16 protein-coding genes are annotated in these 20,436 nt (G+C 42.3%); 15 read left to right on the top strand and 1 reads right to left on the bottom strand.

Annotation, left to right across the window (positions count from 1 at the left end; translation table 11 throughout):
- Positions 1-23: 23 nt before the first annotated feature.
- The 4 genes from rsmI (at position 24) to DXA07_RS00415 (ending at position 4,889) form a co-directional block, all read left to right on the top strand.
- The gene (rsmI, locus tag DXA07_RS00430) at positions 24-863 is read left to right on the top strand and encodes a 16S rRNA (cytidine(1402)-2'-O)-methyltransferase (protein WP_118482849.1); all 840 of its coding nucleotides are present in this window, start codon (positions 24-26) and stop codon (positions 861-863) included.
- A 103-nt stretch (positions 864-966) separates the two neighbouring features.
- Positions 967-1,626, top strand: a complete 660-nt coding sequence (locus DXA07_RS00425; protein WP_243015387.1) for an A24 family peptidase — start codon at positions 967-969, stop codon at positions 1,624-1,626.
- A gap of 233 nt (positions 1,627-1,859) precedes the next feature.
- A complete protein-coding gene (locus tag DXA07_RS00420) occupies positions 1,860-3,494 on the top strand; it encodes a class I adenylate-forming enzyme family protein (RefSeq protein WP_117784635.1) in 1,635 nt (544 codons plus the stop codon).
- A 129-nt stretch (positions 3,495-3,623) separates the two neighbouring features.
- Entirely contained in the window at positions 3,624-4,889 is a 1,266-nt protein-coding gene (locus DXA07_RS00415) for a diaminopimelate decarboxylase (RefSeq protein ID WP_179960555.1), read from the top strand.
- 118 nt (positions 4,890-5,007) lie between these two features.
- Here the strand turns inward: DXA07_RS00415 and DXA07_RS00410 are convergent, their stop codons facing one another.
- On the bottom strand, positions 5,008-5,526 hold the full coding sequence (locus DXA07_RS00410) for a peptidylprolyl isomerase (RefSeq protein ID WP_021944557.1): 519 nt from the start codon (positions 5,524-5,526) through the stop codon (positions 5,008-5,010).
- 143 nt (positions 5,527-5,669) lie between these two features.
- Here DXA07_RS00410 and DXA07_RS13645 point away from each other — a divergent pair, with 143 nt between their 5' ends.
- The 11 genes from DXA07_RS13645 to DXA07_RS00355 all read left to right on the top strand — a co-directional run bounded on the left by DXA07_RS13645 (position 5,670) and on the right by DXA07_RS00355 (position 20,428).
- A complete protein-coding gene (locus DXA07_RS13645; RefSeq protein ID WP_182427503.1) occupies positions 5,670-6,260 on the top strand; it encodes an endolytic transglycosylase MltG in 591 nt (196 codons plus the stop codon).
- On the top strand, positions 6,209-6,721 hold the full coding sequence (mltG, locus tag DXA07_RS13640; RefSeq protein ID WP_118482845.1) for an endolytic transglycosylase MltG: 513 nt from the start codon (positions 6,209-6,211) through the stop codon (positions 6,719-6,721). Before DXA07_RS13645 ends, mltG begins: the two co-directional genes overlap by 52 nt.
- Before the next feature lie 142 nt (positions 6,722-6,863).
- On the top strand, positions 6,864-8,618 hold the full coding sequence (locus tag DXA07_RS00395; protein ID WP_118482843.1) for an FHA domain-containing protein: 1,755 nt from the start codon (positions 6,864-6,866) through the stop codon (positions 8,616-8,618).
- 122 nt (positions 8,619-8,740) lie between these two features.
- The gene (locus tag DXA07_RS00390) at positions 8,741-9,538 is read left to right on the top strand and encodes a DUF6382 domain-containing protein (RefSeq protein ID WP_118482841.1); all 798 of its coding nucleotides are present in this window, start codon (positions 8,741-8,743) and stop codon (positions 9,536-9,538) included.
- Positions 9,535-10,155, top strand: coding sequence for an FHA domain-containing protein (locus DXA07_RS00385; protein ID WP_118482839.1), 621 nt, complete (start codon positions 9,535-9,537; stop codon positions 10,153-10,155). Before DXA07_RS00390 ends, DXA07_RS00385 begins: the two co-directional genes overlap by 4 nt.
- A gap of 100 nt (positions 10,156-10,255) precedes the next feature.
- Complete coding sequence (locus tag DXA07_RS00380) at positions 10,256-10,957, top strand: PP2C family serine/threonine-protein phosphatase (RefSeq protein ID WP_348980718.1); 702 nt, start codon at positions 10,256-10,258, stop codon at positions 10,955-10,957.
- Between the two features lie 12 nt (positions 10,958-10,969).
- Positions 10,970-13,120, top strand: a complete 2,151-nt coding sequence (locus tag DXA07_RS00375; protein WP_118482837.1) for a protein kinase — start codon at positions 10,970-10,972, stop codon at positions 13,118-13,120.
- A gap of 5 nt (positions 13,121-13,125) precedes the next feature.
- On the top strand, positions 13,126-13,929 hold the full coding sequence (locus DXA07_RS00370) for a hypothetical protein (protein WP_117784639.1): 804 nt from the start codon (positions 13,126-13,128) through the stop codon (positions 13,927-13,929).
- Between the two features lie 15 nt (positions 13,930-13,944).
- Positions 13,945-18,747 (top strand): hypothetical protein, encoded by a 4,803-nt coding sequence (locus DXA07_RS00365; RefSeq protein ID WP_118482836.1) that lies wholly within the window; start codon positions 13,945-13,947, stop codon positions 18,745-18,747.
- A 59-nt stretch (positions 18,748-18,806) separates the two neighbouring features.
- Positions 18,807-19,736 (top strand): Ig-like domain-containing protein, encoded by a 930-nt coding sequence (locus DXA07_RS00360; protein WP_118482834.1) that lies wholly within the window; start codon positions 18,807-18,809, stop codon positions 19,734-19,736.
- Positions 19,721-20,428 carry a hypothetical protein gene (locus tag DXA07_RS00355; protein WP_118482832.1) on the top strand — a complete coding sequence of 236 codons (708 nt, stop codon included), beginning with the start codon at positions 19,721-19,723 and terminating at the stop codon, positions 20,426-20,428. The genes DXA07_RS00360 and DXA07_RS00355 overlap by 16 nt, the downstream gene beginning before the upstream one ends.
- The last annotated feature ends 8 nt before the right edge of the window (positions 20,429-20,436 follow it).

The raw sequence follows: 20,436 nt of genomic DNA, 5'->3' as shown, positions 1-20,436 counted from the left end.
ACAGACAGAACAGGAGAATCTACATGGCGGGTATATTATATCTGGTCGCTACACCAATCGGGAATCTCGAGGATATGACATTCCGGGCGGTGCGTACACTGTCCGAAGTGGATCTGATCGCAGCAGAGGATACGAGAAACAGTATCAAGCTGTTAAACCATTTTGAGATTAAAACGCCAATGACCAGTTACCATGAATTTAATAAATATGATAAGGCGAAGGTTCTGGTGGACAAGCTTCTTGCAGGAACAAATATTGCTGTTATAACCGATGCAGGAACGCCGGGTATCTCGGATCCGGGCGAGGAGCTGGTACGGCAGGCACTTGCAGCAGGAGTAACCGTAACAGCTGTACCGGGGGCATGCGCCTGTATCACGGCGCTGATCTCATCGGGATTGCCGACCAGACGGTTTACATTTGAAGCATTTCTGCCACAGGACAAGAAAGAAAAGGCAGAGGTTCTTGCAGAATTAAAGGATGAGACCAGAACGATGGTGATCTATGAAGCACCACACCGGCTGCAGAAGACACTTGCGGAATTATTTGATACACTTGGTGACCGCAGGATCACACTTTGCCGGGAACTTACGAAGCGGCATGAAACAATCGAACAGTTTCTGTTGTCGGAAGCGATCGCCTATTATGCAGAGCATGAGCCGAGAGGTGAATATGTGATGGTGATCGAGGGCATGGATGTGGCTGCGGCAAAAGCAGAAAAGCAGCAGGAATTTCTTTCGATGACGATAGAAGAACATGTTGCCATGTATGAGAAACAGGGCATGACGAAGAAGGATGCGATCAAACAGGCGGCAGCAGACCGTGGCGTTCCAAAGCGTGAAGTATATAATGTGGTTATGCGATAGAAATAAATAGTTGTAAAGTTCATGCCGGAATGAATCATGTGAGATAAAAATGGTGATTTGCAGGCAATTATAAACAGATGAAAGGTGAAAGGGGTATAAGCATATGACGTGGTTGGAGATATCAGGAACAGTTGGCAGGGTGGCAGCCTGCCTTGGATTTTTTATTGCAGGTATGGTGATCTTCTATCTGCTGACAAAGGTGATCTACCGGATACCGGAGAAACAGCAGTTAGAGCGGCTGCATGAACCGGGAAAGTTCAGAAATGCAGGGATCGTTATATTTGGTGGTCTGGCAGCAGTTTTATTTACCGGATTTTTCGGAATGGGGTTACAGGGGATTATTTATTTCCTGTTTCTGGCGGTTCTTACGGTAGTGACCTTTATAGATATGGATACCATGGAGATCCCGTTTATACTGAATGTCATTATTTTCGTGATGGGTGTGGTATCTCTGATCCTTCAGTTCGTGTCCGATGCAGCTCCGGGATCTGAGTTCCTTGCAATGGATGGGGTTACGATCGTATCCAGACTGATCGGTATGATCTGTATCAGTCTTCCGTTATATCTGATCGTTCTTATTATTCCGGAAGGCTTTGGCGGCGGAGATATCAAGCTGATGTTTGCTGCCGGCTTCTTGCTTGGCTGGAAGGCAACAGTAGTTGGTTTCTTTATCGGACTGATCCTTGGCGGAATCTATGGCGTGATCTGTCTGGTTCGCAGAAGCATGGTAAAAACGATCATTTTGCATTTGGCCCTTTCTTAAGCGTAGGTCTGGCTATTACATTATTCTGTGGAAATAATCTCATGAACCGGTATATTGATTTCTTGAAAGCAGCAATGAACCCGGAGATATAAAGAGATAAATCCTGAGCTGATATTATTTATAGAAAAAACTGCTTGTGTATTCGGATGAGATTGAGTATACTAAAGGGTATGGATGTTTAACGCGTTAAAGCGTTTGAGCGAAAAAGTTGTAATATACGGAGGAATATAGGTATGCCAATTATAGATTATCTGGAAAGAAATGCCAGAGAATTTGGGGATGATGTAGCGCTGGTTGAGATTAATCCGGATGTCACAGAGACGAGAAGAGTGACATGGAGAGAATATGAGCTGATCGAGGCGAATCCAACCTGTCAGTATAGACGGGAGATCACATGGAATGTATTTAACGAGAAAGCCAATCGTTTTGCAAATCTTCTGGTTTCCAGGGGAATCCAGAAAGGAGATAAGATCGGTATCCTGATGATGAACTGTCTGGAATGGCTTCCAATCTATTTTGGAGCATTAAAGACAGGAGCTTTGGCAGTGCCGCTTAATTTCCGTTATGATGCAGAGGAGATCAAATACTGCGTAGAGCTTGCGGATGTGGATGTACTTGTATTTGGACCTGAATTTATCGGGCGAGTTGAGACAGTTGTAGATGAGATCGCAGAGAAGCGTATTCTGTTATATGCCGGTGGCAACTGCCCAACATTTGCAGAGGACTACGACAAGCTGACAGCAAACTGTTCCAGTACATTTGAAAAGAGAGATATTAAAGACAGTGACGATGCAGCGATCTATTTCTCATCAGGAACAACAGGTTTTCCAAAGGCAATCTTACATAACCATGAGAGCTTGATGCATGCAGCTACAGTTGAGCAGAAGCACCATGGACAGACAAAGGATGATGTATTCTTATGTATTCCGCCTTTATATCATACAGGTGCAAAGATGCATTGGTTCGGAAGCCTGATCACAGGCGGAAAAGCAGTTCTGTTAAAGGGTGTTAATGCAAAGACGATTCTTCAAACTGTATCCGATGAACAGTGTACCATTGTATGGCTGTTAGTACCATGGGCACAGGATCTGCTGCTGGCATTAGAATCAGGTGAAGTAAAATTATCAGATTATAAGCTGGATCAATGGAGACTGATGCATATCGGAGCACAGCCGGTTCCACAGAGCCTGATCAAACGTTGGAAAGAATATTTTCCACATCACCAGTATGATACAAACTATGGTCTGTCAGAGTCTATCGGACCGGGTGCGGTACATCTGGGCGTAGAGAATATCGATAAAGTTGGTGCAATCGGCGTGCCGGGATATGGTTGGCAGGTGCGTATCGTAGATGAAGATGGTAAAGATGTGAAGCAGGGAGATGTTGGAGAACTGCTATTAAAGGGACCTGGCGTTATGACCTGTTATTATAAGAATCCGGAAGCAACGGCTGAAACATTAAAGGATGGATGGCTGTATACCGGAGATATGGCAGAGCAGGATGCAGATGGCTTCATCTATCTGGTTGACCGTAAGAAGGATGTTATCATCAGCGGTGGTGAGAATATTTATCCGGTACAGATCGAGAATTTCCTGAGTAAATATCCAAAGGTCAAAGACGTAGCAGTTATAGGACTTGCAGATCCACGACTTGGTGAGATCACGGCAGCGATCATCGAGACAAAGGACGGTGTGGAATGTACCGAAGATGAGATCAATGAATTCTGCAAGGAGCTTCCAAGATACAAGAGACCAAGAAGAATTATTTTTGAGGATGTACCGAGAAATGCAACCGGTAAGATCGAGAAGCCGCTCCTTCGTAAGAAGCATAAGAGCGATAACCTTGTTGCAGCCGAGAATAATGCATAAAGAGATCACAGATCGTGGTATTATACAGATAAAGAATGCAGAATCTGATATGTATTCTTTACAAATCCAGATGTGTGTGCTTAAATATATAGTCGGAATTACAAAATACAACAGGAAGGTAAGATGATCATGAAGACACCATTTGTAACAAAAGCACAGGTTGATGAGATGATTAAGAAATACCCAACACCATTTCATCTTTATGACGAAAAAGGAATCAGAGAAAATGCAAGAAAGTTATATCAGGCATTTTCATGGAATAAGGGATTTAAGGAGTTCTTTGCGGTAAAGGCGACCCCAAATCCTACTATTCTTCGTATCTTAAAGGAAGAGGGATGCGGTACGGACTGCTCATCACTGACAGAGCTTATGATGTCAGATAAACTGGGATTTACCGGAGACGAGATCATGTTTTCATCCAATGATACGCCGGCAGAAGAATTTGTTCTTGCTAAGAAGCTTGGTGCAACGATCAATCTGGATGATTTCACACATATTGACTTCCTTGAAAAGACAGCAGGAATTCCTGAGAAGATCTGCTGCAGATATAATCCGGGTGGAACCTTCTCTATTTCCACAACGATCATGGACAACCCCGGAGATGCCAAGTATGGCATGACCAAGGATCAGATCATTGAGGCGTATCGTATCCTGAAGGGCAAAGGTGTAAAGAGATTTGGAATGCATGCATTTCTTGCAAGCAATACAGTGACGAATGACTACTATCCGGTTCTTGCAAGAACCTTATTTGAGGTAGCGGTTGAGATTAAGGAAAAGACAGGCGTAAAGCTTGACTTTATCAATCTGTCAGGCGGCGTAGGTGTTCCGTATACACCGGATAAAGAGCCGAATGATATCCTTGCGATCGGCGAAGGCGTAAGAAAGGTATACGAGGAGATCCTGGTTCCTGCAGGAATGGGTGACGTAGCCCTTTACACAGAGCTTGGACGATTCATGTTGGCTCCTTATGGCCATTTGATCACAACAGCGATTCATGAGAAACATACACACAAGGAATATATCGGTGTAGATGCATGTGCAGTTAATCTGATGCGGCCTGCCATGTATGGTGCATATCACCATATTACAGTTCTTGGTAAAGAGAATGAACCATGCGACCACAAATACGATGTAACAGGTTCGCTGTGTGAGAATAATGATAAATTTGCGATTGATCGTATGCTTCCAAAGATCGATATGGGAGATGTTCTGGTAATTCATGATACAGGTGCACATGGCTTTGCAATGGGATATAACTATAACGGCAAACTGAAATCCGCAGAGGTTCTCCTCTGTGAAGACGGCAGTACCAAACTGATCCGCAGGGCAGAGACACCGGATGATTATTTTGCTACATTAGACGGCTTCTGGAATGTGGATCTGAACGAAAAATAAGTTCACCTGAGACGGTTGAGAATCGTTGTGCCGGGTTACAGAAAAAAGCAAAAAAAACAGCCATTTTGGAGAAATATTTGTTCCCAAAATGGCTGTTTTAGTTTATACTGAATTTTAGTCAGGCTTTTTCAGGTTCCGGGTAATCAATACCAAATGTGTCAACAGTTACGGAAGCCATTTTCTGTTCTTTTACAGGACGATCACCGTAAGTTGTTCGGGTTGTTGCAATCTTATTTACAACATCCATTCCTTCGATTACTTTGCCAAATGCAGCGTATGCACCGTCTAAATGAGGAGCGGCCTTGTGCATGATAAAAAACTGGGAACCTGCAGAATCCGGTCGCATGGAACGAGCCATGGAGAGAACACCTTCAGTGTGCTTCAGGTCGTTCTTGAAGCCATTCTGTGAGAATTCACCTTTAATGCTATAGTTTGGTCCGCCCATTCCGGTTCCTTCCGGGCATCCGCCCTGAATCATGAAACCATTGATGATACGGTGAAAGTTCAAACCATTGTAAAAGCCTTTTTTTACGAGTGAGATAAAGTTATTAACTGTATTAGGAGCAATGTCCGGGTACAGCTCAGCCTTTATAACATCACCGTTTTCCATTGTAATTGTTACTATTGGATTTGCCAAAATAAATCGCATCCTTTCATTTATGATGAGGCTATCATATCATTACAGGCTTTACAAAGTCAATGTTGGATGCATTGTTTTGGGTTGGGGTAAATTTTTATTGGGGAATAAAAAGTTACAAACAGAAAAAGGAGAAACGCAGAGTGAAGAACGGAAAAGGTATTAAGGTAATTATTGTATTGGTCGTCGTTATTGCCCTTGTTGTGATAGGCGGATTAAAGATTAAAAATGTCTATGATGGATTTATGGATGAGTACAAGGGGACGGAGAGCACATCGGGAACAGATGTAACGATCGAGATTCCGGAAGGAGCATCGTCAAAGAAGGTGGCAGCGATCCTGCATGACGCTGGACTGATCAAGTATGAATATGCATTTGTATTACGAGTGAAAGAATCAGAATACAGAGGACGGATCCAGCCCGGTACATTTACACTGAACACCGGAATGAGTACACTCGAGATGATAGAAGAACTTTGTTATGTAGAACCTGTCAAGGAAGTTGTTGATACACTGACGATACCGGAAGGATACAGTATCGAACAGATCGCAGCAAAATGTGAGGAGCAGGATATTTGCAGCTCGGAGGAATTCCTGAATGAAGTAAAGAACGGAAATCATCAGATCCCGTTCAGTACCGGAGACATGAATACAGATGGTGCGAAGTACGACCTCAGGGATATTTGTTTCCGGCAACCTATGATATTTATGAAGATACGACTGCGGCAAGTCTGATTGATACGATGCTGGAAAAATTCCGGAGCGTTTATACCTCAGAATACAGTGCTAGGGCAGCAGATCTTGGATATACAGATTATCAGATCCTGATCATGGCATCAATCGTGGAACGTGAAGCAAAGATTGACAGTGAGAGACCAATCATTGCAGGTGTTATCTATAATCGTTTAAAGATCGATATGATGCTTCAGATGTGTCCGACGGTTCTGTACCCTCTGACAGACGGAATGTATGATAAGTCAGAGGTTACTTATGATGATCTGGAGATCGAATCACCATACAACACTTATAAAAATGCCGGACTTCCGGTAGGACCGATCTGCAATCCGGGTCAGGCATCGATAGAGGCTGTATTATATCCGGATGAGAACGATTATCTGTATTATCATACCAGTGATGCCGGAGATGGAAGCCATATCTTCTCATCCACATATGATGAACATATTAATACGCAGTAATGTATTGGGCAGATTGCCGATTTCTTTTTAAAAAGACTTGCGATATATGGTGAAATTATATATACTTATAGAGTATGCATGAACAATGGGATAATTTGTTACCTTATATGCACAGCAGAACGTGTGATAGGAGGATTGTTTGATGAGAAAAGTGAATTTCAAAGTAAGAAATATAGGCTCTGAAAAGTATTTGTCTTATGTTTTGGATGATGAGACAGATCTGGATGAAGAGTTGCTTGATTACCTTGATGATAATAAAATTGCAGAACTCATTGATATCATTTATGAAGAAGATGATGAGAATGATTATCTTACATACAATATAACGGACAGAACAACAGTTGGAGCACTCCTTTCAGGCACGGTACATGCAGAGATGATGCTGGGTATAATCAGAGGGGTTGCATCAGGAATTATGAATATGCGTGATCTGGGAATCCCTGTTTCATATGTTATTCTGAATAAGGATTTTACATATGTAAATCCTGTAACGTTTGATGTAAAGATGATCTGTATTCCGGTAGGATCGGATGTGGCAGCAAATGCGGAATTTAAGGCTTTTGTAAAAGGCCTGATTCTGAATGCAACATATGCGGACGATGAAGATTGTAATTATGTTGCTAAGCTAATAAATATGCTGAATGTAGAGAAGTTCACGATCCGTGGTTTTGTAAGTCAGATCACAGAGCTGATGGAGGCTGCCGGATTACAGGTAGAAGAAGAATTTATGGATGTTGGAGATTCCGGCGTGGAGGTTTCTCAGGGTGTGGATATTCCACAGGGTGATACCTCTCTGGATGATCTTCCGGAATTTAGGGATATATCATTTGACGATGATGACGATGATGGCCTTGAGATGTACGAGGAAGAACCGACAGAAGAGAATACGATCTTCAAAGATCTGGATTTGAATGCAGATGTTGACAGCGCACTGAATTCTGTAAATATGGATCTGTTCGATGAGAGTAATCTGGAAGAGCTTACACTGGATGAAGATGCAGAGTTAGAAGAAACGGCTCATGATGAGGCAGAACCGGAAACAGAAGAAGCAGAGGCAGAAGATATTAAGCTTGCGACAGAGATTCCGATAGAGACACCGGAGGAGGCAGAAGAGTCAGAAGGTATGACAGAGATGCTGACGGGTGCTGATCTGGCGGACATCGGTGAAGAAAAGCCACATGCATTTAATATCAAGGAGATTGCACATACTGCTGAGGGTGTGACAGAGATTTCTGCTGAAAGTAAGATGGAAGAAAAACCGGTATTGATCGATACTCAGGATCTGGATAATCTGATCGAGAAACCACCGGTTATGAAGAACATAAGAATCAACCGTGCAAAGATCATTCAGAAGGCTTCTGTTGAGATGGAGGATGATGAGGTTATTGATAATCCAACGGAGCAGATCCGGGGAGCGGGTGACGTAGATGAGGCGGATGCAGTAGAGCCTGAAACCCTTACAACACCGGTTCCTGTTGAAGAAAAGGAAGAGCCTGAAACAGGAGCGACCGGAACAACGGTTGAACTTACAGGTGGCATGAGTGTTGTACAGGATCAGACACCGGAGGAAGAGAAGAAACCTGCACCGGGTGTGCCGAAGGCAATGCCATATATTATCCGTGTAAACACAAAGGAACGTGTTATGGTAAATAAGGCAGTATTTAAGCTTGGTAAGGCAAACCGTGGTGTTGATTTCACAATTGACGGAAACGGTGCGATCAGCAGAGTACATGCGATCATTTATCAGAGAGATGACGGTTGTTACCTGAAGGATAACAAAGCGACAAATGCTACACTGGTAGATGGCGTGAAGCTGGAAGAAGGTCAGGAAGTTAAGCTTAAGAATGATGCGACGATCACAATCGGCGGAGAAGATTTCATTTTCAAATTAAGCTAATATATATTATCACCCGGATCGGGTGAACACGAGCAGGTAGGAATACCTGCTTTTGGTGTATACATGGAAAATAATTATCCGGACAGTATTGGAATTTCCGGATCATGAATGGAGAGAGGGACATGAAGAAGAACAAAGTATTACTTACAAAAACGGGAGATACATATAACTGCAGATATGTGCTGGATCAGACTGATATTATTGATGAAAAGGTAGATAAGGGTGTGAGTGGAAAATTTCCACAGATCATACCGTGCAGACTGGAAGAGAAAGATAATCAGAGAGAATTTATTTATGAGATTGGCAACAAGGTGCAGTTGACCGAGTTCCTCAAGAAAGAGATCAACAAGAAGCAGATGCTGACATTACTGTATAACCTTTTAAGCGGTCTGGAAGCATTTGGAATGAACATGATCTCATTAAGCTACGTTGCCAAGGATATCCAGTATGTGTTTGTTGCTCCTGAGAGCCTGAATGTTTATTTTATTGTTGCAGGTGTCGATAAGGAGATCACGGATTTGAATGAGGTTCGCAATTTTGTAAAAGATGTTATCTGTAATGCACATTATTTTGAGATGGATCGGGATAATTATGTAGCAAGACTGATCACATTTACGAATAAACTTGGAACATTCTCAGTTGGTGATATGAAAGAATTTGTCAATCAGCTTCTGATTGATATGGGAATCTACATAGAGGAAGAAAAGAAAAAAACAGAGAAAAAAGAAGAAAAAACTGCAAACGACAAGGTAAGCCGTATTGGTGTTATGCAGAATAATGCAAAGATGGTACGGCCTGGTGCTTCTGCCGGAGGATCGGTGCCGCCAATGCCAAACCGTCAGGTACCACCGATGCCGAATGGACAGCCAATGCCGGGACGGCCAATGCCAATGCGATGGGACCGGATGGCAAGCCAATGAACGGACAGCCGATGCCGGGACGGCCAATGCCAATGCAGATGGGACCGGATGGCAAGCCAATGAACGGACAGCCAATGCCGGGACGGCCAATGCCAATGCCGAACCGTCCAATGCCGATGCAGATGGGACCGGATGGCAAACCAATCGTGCCGCCAATCCCAAATCGTCCGTCACCATCAATGCCGGAGAAGAAACCGGAGGCAGCGCCGGTACCACCGATGCCGGAGAAGAAACTGGAGGCAGCACCGGTACCACCGATGCCGGAGAAGAAACCGGAAGCAGCACCGGTACCGCCGGTTGAGGAGAAGAAGCCTCAGGTGCCAGTGCCGTATCTGTTAAGAATAGCAACAAATGAAAAAATATATATAAATAAACCGGAATTTTCAATCGGAAGATCTGCAACCAAAGCAGATTATACAGTAACAGACAATTCAGATGTCAGCCGGATCCACTGCATCATTGAGAGAAAGAATGGTGTCAGCTATATCAGAGATAATGCCTCCACAAATGGTACATTTGTGAATGGACAGAACATAGCTGGACAGAAAAATGTATTTTTGACAAATAATGCAAAGGTTTCTCTGGGTGATGAAGGTTTCATTTATTTTGTCAGATAAGGATATGGGGATAATAATCAGGAGAAGCGTATGAAATATAGAGCGGCATATCACACAGATGTGGGTATAAAAAAAGAAAAATAATCAGGACTCTCTTGCAATCAAGATTGCAGAGACTCCGAATGGACAGGCTGCCTTTGCGATTATCTGTGATGGCATGGGCGGACTGGCAAAAGGAGAGCTTGCAAGCAAAGAGGTCATAAATGCATATTGTGGCTGGTTTGAACATGATTTTGTAAAACTGGTCAGAACAGGAACATTTAATACAGCGATCTTGAAGGAGCAGTGGGATCGCATAGCTGTAACAGAGAATGAAAAGCTGAAAGCATATGGTGAAAGCCGGGGAATTATGATCGGAACCACGTTGTCAGCCATTCTTATGTATGAGGACAGATATTATATTATACATGTGGGCGACAGCCGGGTATATGAGTTGACAGATAAAATGGAGCAGCTTACACAGGATCAGACATTGGTTGCAAGGGAGATCGCAGCAGGAAGACTGACCCCGGAGCAGGCAGAAACAGATAGCAGACGAAGCATACTGTTACAGTGTGTAGGCGCGTCACCGGTAGTGGAACCTGATTTTATCAGAGGTTATATTACCCAGAATGCATCTTATTTGTTATGTTCGGATGGATTCAGACATAAGATAAGCGGAGATGAGATTATGGCGAAACTCAGTCCGCTGGCAGCACCAGATGAAGATAAGATGAAAGAGGGCTGTATTTTTTTAACAGATCTTGTAAAGTACAGGAAGGAAACAGACAATATAACAGTATTGCTGGTCAAGGCTGAGTAGTGGGGAGATAAGATGACAGAATTAGGAACAGTATTAGATGGAAAATATGAAATACTGAAAAAAGTTGGTCAGGGTGGAATGTCAATTGTTTATCTGGCGATGGATAACCGTCTGAATAAACAGTGGGCTGTAAAAGAGATAAAGAATGATGGTTCCAAGAGTGTAGAAACACTTTTAAAAGGATTGGAGCGCGAAGCAAATATCCTGAAAAATGTGGATCATCCGGTATTGCCTCGAATCGTTGATATCATAAATGAGAATGGAACGATTTATGTAATCATGGATTTCGTAGAAGGTAAGCCGTTAAATGAAGTTCTGAAGGCAGAGGGTGCACAGAAGCAGTCCGATGTAATTGAGTGGGGTCGTGCGCTTGCCAGTGCACTTGATTATCTGCACTCCATGAATCCACCGATCATATACAGAGATATGAAACCATCCAATGTTATGTTAAAGCCGGATGGTTCAGTAAAGCTGATCGATTTTGGAACAGCAAAAGAGTACATAATTGAAAATAACGCAGATACGACAGCGCTGGGTACCAGAGGATATGCAGCACCGGAGCAGTTCGGTGATGCGCAGGGACATGGTATCTATAATACTGATGCCAGAACGGATATTTATAATCTGGGTGCGACGCTGTATCATCTGGTAACCGGAAAGAATCCATGTGAGCCACCATATGAGATTAAACCGATCCGTCAGTGGAATCCAATGCTTTCATCTGGTCTGGAGCAGATCATTATCAAGTGCTGCCAGTCAAATCCAAATGACAGATATCAGTCCTGTTCAGAACTTCTGTATGCGTTGGATCATTACAATGAGTTGGACAATGAGTACAGAGCAAAGGCAAAGAAAAAGCTGGTTACATTTGGCGTGATGGCAGGATTATCCCTTCTGTCTGTTGGCTGTGCCATTTTTGGCGGGGTAAAGAAGAATGAGATCAAGGAGAAGAACTACAGCAACAAGATACTGGAGGCAGAGGATGCGCTGCAGGATAATGATATAAATGGAGCAATCAAGATCTATAAAGAAGCAATTGCTCTGGATGAATCATCCTCAGATGCCTATCTGGGACTTCTTGATACGTATGCATATTATTATGATATGGATCAGAACACTGACACTGTGTCCGAGAACGTGGACAGTGGAGCAAAATTAGGTGCACGTTATGTCACCAAGTATATTGACAAGGTAAATGCAGATGTTGTCTATGAGGTTGCGATCATTTATTACAACGAAATCCAGGATTACAAAGCTGCAATGCAGTATTTTAATCAGGTAAATGATTCGGCAAACTTCCCGGATGAGACAGCACAGGCTGCATACTATTCGGCAATTTGCGAGAATAAGATCAAGAAGAATTCCAATTTTGCAAACAGTAAAGAGAATCTGGTTAATTTTGAAACTTATAACAGTGAGGAACTGGAAGATACAAATCCAAGCAAATATGTAAATTATCTGAATATCGCTTCTATCTATGTTGATAATCTGGGAAGTGATACGGCAGATATGCCGCAGAGAACGATTGCATTGCTGACGGAGGCAAACGAAAAGCTGGATGAAAACAGTACAGCGCTTTCCAATGCACTTCCGGAGGATCGTAATGTAAAATATTACACGGCACAGTATGCGAGAATCCTGTATTCCGTATATTCCTATCAGGCAAAGAATACAAATGTAGATGCAGAGAAGGAAAACTATTATCTGAGTGCAATCGACTCACTTAACCGTTATCTGGCAAGTATCGATATCACGGATCCAAATCTTCCGGATACAACAAAGAAATCATATGTAAAATATATGAAGGAAGAAGCGGAAACTTACATAGCGCTTGAAAAGATCAGCGACAATAAGGATTATTATGATCAGGCTGAAAAGGTATACAGTTCCGCAGAGAGCAGCATGGGAACGGTTGATAATGCAGCCGATATTTATGTCAGTCATCTGACATATCTGTATGACCGGTATTCCGGAGAATACGGATCCAATCCGAAACGCTGGAAGCAGGATGGCATCCAGAAGATCAAAGCGGTATACGATGCGGGCAGTAAGATCAATATTCTTGTCTCCCGTGGTAATAATGAATGGAACTCGTTGATCGTAAACTCTGCAATTTCTGATATTATAAATGGAAATACTGCAGTGACAGGGAGTGAGGAGTGATAACAATGAATGAAACGATATGTAATGTAATGTTATTCGGCGGTATAGCTCTTGCAGTTGTCTTTGCAGTGATAGCAGTTATATTATTTGTAAAACTGGATATCCCGAAGGTGATCGGAGATCTTTCCGGAAGCACAGCCAGAAAACAGATCAAAGAGATCCGCGAAAAGGGTTATGAAAGCTTACAGGGAAGCGGTGCTTCCAAAAAAGATGCGATCAAATCAAAGGGCAGTACCAGTAAGATCGAGGTGCGTGATATCAAGGGCAAGTCAGCATCCGAAGAAGTTTCCAGGAAAGGAAATGAGAGATATAAGAAGGCTGTGGATGAGTTGAATAAGAGCAGAAGCCATCATCATACCAGACCGGAAGAAGCAGATTCTGAGAAAGCAACCGATATCCTGAGACCGGAAGAGGATTACGAAAAAGAAACCGACATCCTGAGACCGGAAGAGGATTACGAAAAAGAAACCGACATCCTAAGACCGGAAGAGGATTATGAGAAAGAAACTGATGTCCTGAGATCAGAGGAGGATTATGAAAAAGAGACCGATGTTCTTCGGGCGGATGATGAATATGAGCGTGAGACTGATATTCTGACATCAGAGGATGAAGCAGATGCGGCAACGGATGTCTTAAGTACAGACAGTGATGCAACAGACGTATTAAGCACCGATGATGATGCAACCGATGTTCTCACTATGGATACAGAAGCTTCTGACAGTAGTGAGACCGATATACAGGGTGAAGAAGCTGAGAAATTCCCACTGTTAGTTGATGTTGTTGTAGTTCATACGGATGAATCGATATAGAAGGGAGTGACCAAAATGAAGAAAAACAAATATTTACATCGTTTTGTGGCTTTGGTCATGACGGCGGTTATGCTGTTATCACTGGTGGTAATTGATAACAGAATCGGAATGAAAGCAGAAGACGAATATACAAAAGAAGTGATCAATCTTGAAACGTATATTCCCAAAAAAGTTACATATAAGAAAAATAAAGATGGAAGCGTAAAGACAGGCAGTGTAGAAGAGGTTGAGATTTCTGTTCCGGAAGAGACTGCTGTCACATTTAAGGGTGACTACCTGATGCAGGAACTGGATGCATCTGATAAGAAGCAGATTATAGCAACATCCTGTGATGCATCTGATAAGAAGACCACAAAGCAGGCTTCGGAGATCGAGGAGATCCGGATCACAGATTCAGAGGATGAATATCAGTATGCAGTGTATAAAGCAGCAGATGAGAAGGATACTTATGAATTTGCGGGGATAATACGTGTATATGGAGAAAATGCTGAAAATGGGGATAATCTATCTGTTGCTGGACCAACTATGCATATTTCAGCAGAGGCGGGAAATAAAAGCATTCCACAGATAAATGATAAAAATGGAGATAGTTTTTATTATGCTGAAAAAGGGGATGTTGTGTCTGTAAAGGGGTATGTGTCAGATGGAACGGAACAGGTTGACGGATATATAAAACAGACACCGGAAGATCCGGCGGATATTGTTAAACTTACATATACATTAAATGGTGGAAATGAGAAAGAAATACCAATCGGTAAAGATGGTGGAGCCTTTGATGTAAAGGTTCCGGAATCCGGATCATATGTATTTACAGCATATAGCAGGGAAGGAAAAAAGGTATTTATTCCGGTGACGATCCGGTATACTTCAGATATCCGGATTCAGGATGTAACGGTAGATGAAGATTCTGAATTAAAGATTACGGAAGGGATACTTGGTGAGTTCCTGAATAAAAAGGGTGATGGTATTCGTGTAACGGTATCGGCGCTTGAGGATATAGGCGACAGTAATTTTGCAGATCTGGATCTGGAATATTGTTTTGTGAATGGAACGACCATGAATAACTGGCAGTCGGTATGTATGGATAAAGATGGAGATACCGGTATCTGCAGTAAAACGGTATTGATTCCGAAATCGTCTGTAGCAGGTGCGGATTATAAAGTAATCTTCAGAGTCACAGATCATATATATGAATCTATCGGTACTTACAAATTTGATGAAAATGGATCATTTGTATATATCGATGAAAAAGCACCAGAAATTACAAAGGGCTCTTTCCGTGGCATAAAGGGAAACGATAGTGCAACGATTTCGATCCAGAATTATACATATGATGCAGATACATGGTTCAGTGGTGCAGAACTGACAGGAGTAGCGGCAGTTGAGGATTATGCACCGATCGATACGGCAAGGATCAGCCTTGATGGTGAGATCATTGAAACTGTAACAGATATATCAGCAGATGCAAATCAGTATTCTTATATATATGATGATATTACGATTTCCGAACTGACAGATAAAGCAGGAAAACATACAGTCTTATATGAGGCAGTAAACCGCCTTGGTCAGATCGGTACCAAAGAGATTACATTTAATCTGGATCCAAAAGCACCACAGGCACTTATCCTGAGTCAGGTAAATGGTGGTGTATCACTGCAGGATCAGGCAGAATATACTGTAACAGCCAAGACAGGAGAGACTTTGATATTCCGGATTTCTGATGCTGACAGTCAGATCGATACGGCTAAAACAAAGGTCTATGTAAATGATGAGGAAGTTACATTGACCGGAGATGAGCTGTCACTGCCGGATGCTGGTGTATATAAAGTAACACTTGACGCATATGACTGTGCGGGAAATATAACAAAGAAAACGGTAACCGTTTATGTGAATAAAGAAACATTACAGGATTCTTTGACAGTTTCCTCTGAGGGGAAAACAATAGATGCAAAGGATCAGGCACTGGTATATGCCGGACATAATGGAAGTGCAACAACGGTTACATATAAAGTAACAGGTCTGGATCTGGATGCCGATGATATTGTAAAGACGGTAACAAGAAAGGCTCCGGATTCCGCAGCGTCTGCTGCCGGTATTGAAGTAGCACCGTCCAGAACAGATATATCAGCAAATGGAAATCTGAAAACCGTTACACTGACCTATGATCTGACGACAGAGGGTGTGTATGCATTCCACTTTACATCAAAGCATCATTATGTGGCTGCGAATGAAGATGCAAACACAACGGATGCATCCATTCAGGTGTTATATGACAAGACAGCTCCATCAATAGCAGCAATGGAATTTGCCGGAGCAAAGGCATCAGCAGATGGTATTTATTATTTCAGTAAAGATCCTTCCATTCATATAACGGCTGAGGATGCGTTTTCACTGGGTGATTACAAGGTCACAGATCAGGTGGGAAATACCATTCTTACAGGAAATATAGCTGCGAATGGGGATAAAACATTTGATAAAACACTTGTATTAACAAATGGAATTGAAGAGAATAAGATTTATACGATCATATTCTATATCAGTGATAAATCAGGAAATATTGCAACAAAATCCAATGAAAATGGGGTTGCATACCGGTTTGCGGTTGATACTGAAAAGCCAGCGGTTGATATTGCAGATAAAGAATCCACAAACAGTCTGAAGCTTACGCAGTACTGGAATGGTTCAGATGTAACAGTAAAGGCGTCTGCATCTGATAATTTTCTGATCAGCAGGATTACTGCATCAGCAACCTGTGACGGCAAGGCTGTTGCAGATCAGGAGCAGAAGATGGATCTGGAGACTGAAACGATCGGTCAGACCATGAATGCATCCTTTATTTACAAAAAAGCCGGTGTATATGAAGTTACAGTAACAGCATATGATGAGGTTGGCAACACAAAGACTGCAAAATGTACCTTTGTTATCGACAATGAACTGGCAGATATCAGCTTCTCCGGTATTCCGGTAAGTGGTGTTTATAAAAATGATGGTACACAGACGATTACTGTTAAGGCAGCAGATGATTATGGCATTGCAGCTTCCGATGTGGTTGTGAAGGTAGTGTATGAAACTTACGACTATGATGCAACGACAGGTGCCGGAGTAAAGGGTGAAGAGATCATCACAGCAAAGAACAGCTCGGATCAGACAGTTACAGCTACGATCAAAAACTGTAAGGTTATTGATGGAAAGCCAATGAAATATTACATTGCGGTAAGTGCAACTGATAGATCCGGCAACAGCTCAGAAAAGAGAAGCAAGACCTTCTATTATGATCCATATAAACCGGAAGTAACGGTAGAACCGGCAATCGCGGGTACCGGAACAAAGTATTATAATGACAAGGTCAGATTCAATATTACAGTGGCAGAGCAGTTTGAACTTGGCGCAAATGTATATGTGTTAAATACAGACGACTATAAGAACTGCAAATCAGAAGCCGATTATGCTGCAAAAGCATATAAGACATTTTCTTATAAAGATGTAAAGCAGAAAACATTTGGTTTCACTGTATCAAAGGCTGACCGGTATAAATGGACGGTTGTAGCAGTAGATGCATCCGGAAATGCAGCAACAGTATCCGATATCCGGTTCACGATCGATACAGAGAAGCCTCTGGTCGAGATTGAAGGTGTTCCGGATGACAAGAAGTCAACCGGTACAACGATCCGTGTCGTGATCACAGATAATGAGAGACTGGATCCGGAAAGCTTTAAAGTCGTTGAGTGTTATAAATATTTTGATGGTACAGAATACATTGAGAAGGAACTCAAGATCAAGCAGGTAGGTGCAAAGGAATTAGAGGCATCTGCATACTGCGGACAGAAGAGCGGCAAGGCATGTTCTTATGTATTTAAGGTAACCGGTAAAGACAGAGCCGGAAATGATGTGGAATATGAAATCAATGATTCCAGATTCAAGGTCGATTCCACACTTCCGGATATCGTGCTGGATCGCTATCCGGATTCTGAGAATGATGGTTACTACAACAAGAACGTAAGCTTCAAGTTCACAGTAACAGAGCAGTTTCCATTAAAAACGAAGATCACAGTAAGTGATAAGAACAAGGACGTGAATGGAGACGAAGATGAGACATACGTTCTGAATGAGACAACCGGAACTTACACAGTAAAGAGAAAAACACCTGGTGTATATAACCTGACGATCAAGGCAGTGGATGCATTTGGAAATGTAAACTATGTAAGAGATATTAAGTTTGTGATCGATAAGGAAAGCCCGGTAGCGACAATTGAAGGTGTACCGGAGAATGGTCTGACACAGGGTACAAATGTGAAGATCACAGTTACAGATAATCAGAAGCTGCTGTTGAAGGATTTCCAGATCACAGAGTATTACAAATGCTTTGATGAAAGCAAATATACACAGAAGAAGCTGGCGATCAAGAAGGTGGATGGCAAGACACTGGAGGCTTCTGCATATTGCGGTCAGAAGAAGGGAAAAGCCTGCTCCTATTACTTCAAGGTAACAGGAACGGATAAGGCAGGCAATAAGGTTTCATACGATGTAGCAGGTTCCCGCTTCAAGGTAGATGCAACAAAGCCGAAGGTAACGATCACACCACGGCTGGAGCAGACAAATGACGGTTATTACAATAAAGATATCGCATTTGACATAGCAGTAGAAGAACAGTTTGCCGAAACACACGAGATCGTGGTTTCCGATAAGAATAAAGATACAAATGGTGATGCAGATGACACTTTCACAATGAAGGGAACGAGCGGAACCTATACAGTGAAACGGAATGCACAGGGAATTTATAATCTGAGGTTACAGTTACGGATGCATTTGGAAATGTAACAGAGGATGAGGCTGCATTTGTAATTGATAAGACAAAGCCTACGATCGGAATTGCAACTGTGAATAAGCTGAATAATGGAAATGTAGCACTTAATGTGAACCTTGCAGATAATTATAAAGGAAAGTCCTATACCGTACATGTAAAACGGAAGGATGCTTCCGGTGCAGTTGCATATGACGGAGATTACAGAACAGTAGAATGGAATAACACTTCTGTAAATCCGGAGATCGTATTCTCAGATGAGGGCGATTATGAGATCACTGTTTCTGCGGATGATAAGGCTGGTAATGAACAGATCGCAGAGAATGTATCCTTCCGGATTGATAAGACAGCACCTGTATTATCGATAACAGGTGTTGCAGATTCACAGAATACATCCTGTACGGCGACACTGACAGTAAATGAGGCATTTGCATTCTCTTATGATGGAGAAGCAATGAACAGTGCTGACATTACGGCAACGATTACCAAAAAGACGGATGGAACAGGAGCATCAACAGTTGCAACCTTAAATACCGGTAATTTCTCGTCCGGTAATCCGCATACTGCGACCTATACCTTTGATGAAGATGGTGAATATACAATCACTTTTAATGCAAAGGACATGACAGGTAATGTTGCAACGGCTGTTACTAAGACATTCAAGGTAGATAAGACAGCACCAGAGCTTAAGGTATCAGCAGTGAACAGCAAGAACAGTGCCGTAAATGAGTATGAGACAGTTGGTGGAAGCTCTGTAAACAACACAGATTATGTAGATATGAACATAGAAGTAACAGAGTCCTTCTTTGCTTCGAATAAGGTAAATATATCTGTACAGAAGGATGGCGAGGACGTATCTTCCTCTTACTTTACAAACTTTGGCAGTAATGCGGCAGTCAGCCGTGGAAGCCAGAGATTTGATGAGGATGGTGTATATACCATAGCAGTTACAGCAGAAGATGCACTTGGCAACAAGCAGATGATTACAACATGGTATTTACGGTAGATAATACACCGCCAACAATTGACAAGACTGCAAAGATGGCTGAATTTACTGAGAGAAGATCAGAAGATGGAGAACTTCTTCTGAACAGTCAGGATTTTGCGGATATCAAGGAAAAGGGATATGATGCACTCTGGTCAGTTAATGATACATCTGTATTTAAGGCAAGTGTAAAGCTGGATGGTATTGATTTTGTAGATTTCTCAGATCTGACAGATGGATATCATACAATGACGATTTCCGTTACCGATGAGGTTGGTCATGTGACAACTGAAACATTTGACTTTACCTATGATGGAACAGCACCTCGTATCATTATCACAGGCGTTGATGATAAGAGCGTTGTAAGAAATCCGTTTACCATGAAGATCGGTCTGGAAGATGCAGATGATATGCTGACAGAGATCGTGATCAACGGAGATACTATTGATCCGGCACTGTATGAGGATACGAATTCGTATGAGTTCCAGGTTGAGAACTATGGTAATTATAAGGTTCGGGTATCTGCAAGAGATACAGCGGGAAATGTTACATCGACCTATGACAGTGCAACAGATGAGGTATTCTCCTTCCAGTTAAAGGAAAAGACATCACCGATCCTGATCGTTATCATTATTCTTGCAATTCTTGCAGTTGTGGCAGTGATCCTTCTTCTGATCATGAAAAAAAGAAGAAACAGCCACAGTAGTAAATAAAACATGAC

The organism is Clostridium sp. AM54-37XD (assembly GCF_003478225.1).
GTDB lineage: Bacteria > Bacillota > Clostridia > Lachnospirales > Lachnospiraceae > Coprococcus > Coprococcus ammoniilyticus.
This window is presented reverse-complemented; position numbering and strand designations above follow the sequence as displayed.

Coding starts and splice junctions, on each gene's coding strand:
- rsmI (WP_118482849.1), top strand. CDS start 24: ATGGCGGGTATATTATATCTGGTCGCTACACCAATCGGGAATCTCGAG.
- DXA07_RS00425 (WP_243015387.1), top strand. CDS start 967: ATGACGTGGTTGGAGATATCAGGAACAGTTGGCAGGGTGGCAGCCTGC.
- DXA07_RS00420 (WP_117784635.1), top strand. CDS start 1,860: ATGCCAATTATAGATTATCTGGAAAGAAATGCCAGAGAATTTGGGGAT.
- DXA07_RS00415 (WP_179960555.1), top strand. CDS start 3,624: ATGAAGACACCATTTGTAACAAAAGCACAGGTTGATGAGATGATTAAG.
- DXA07_RS00395 (WP_118482843.1), top strand. CDS start 6,864: ATGAGAAAAGTGAATTTCAAAGTAAGAAATATAGGCTCTGAAAAGTAT.
- DXA07_RS00390 (WP_118482841.1), top strand. CDS start 8,741: ATGAAGAAGAACAAAGTATTACTTACAAAAACGGGAGATACATATAAC.
- DXA07_RS00385 (WP_118482839.1), top strand. CDS start 9,535: ATGAACGGACAGCCGATGCCGGGACGGCCAATGCCAATGCAGATGGGA.
- DXA07_RS00375 (WP_118482837.1), top strand. CDS start 10,970: ATGACAGAATTAGGAACAGTATTAGATGGAAAATATGAAATACTGAAA.
- DXA07_RS00370 (WP_117784639.1), top strand. CDS start 13,126: ATGAATGAAACGATATGTAATGTAATGTTATTCGGCGGTATAGCTCTT.
- DXA07_RS00365 (WP_118482836.1), top strand. CDS start 13,945: ATGAAGAAAAACAAATATTTACATCGTTTTGTGGCTTTGGTCATGACG.
- DXA07_RS00355 (WP_118482832.1), top strand. CDS start 19,721: ATGGTATTTACGGTAGATAATACACCGCCAACAATTGACAAGACTGCA.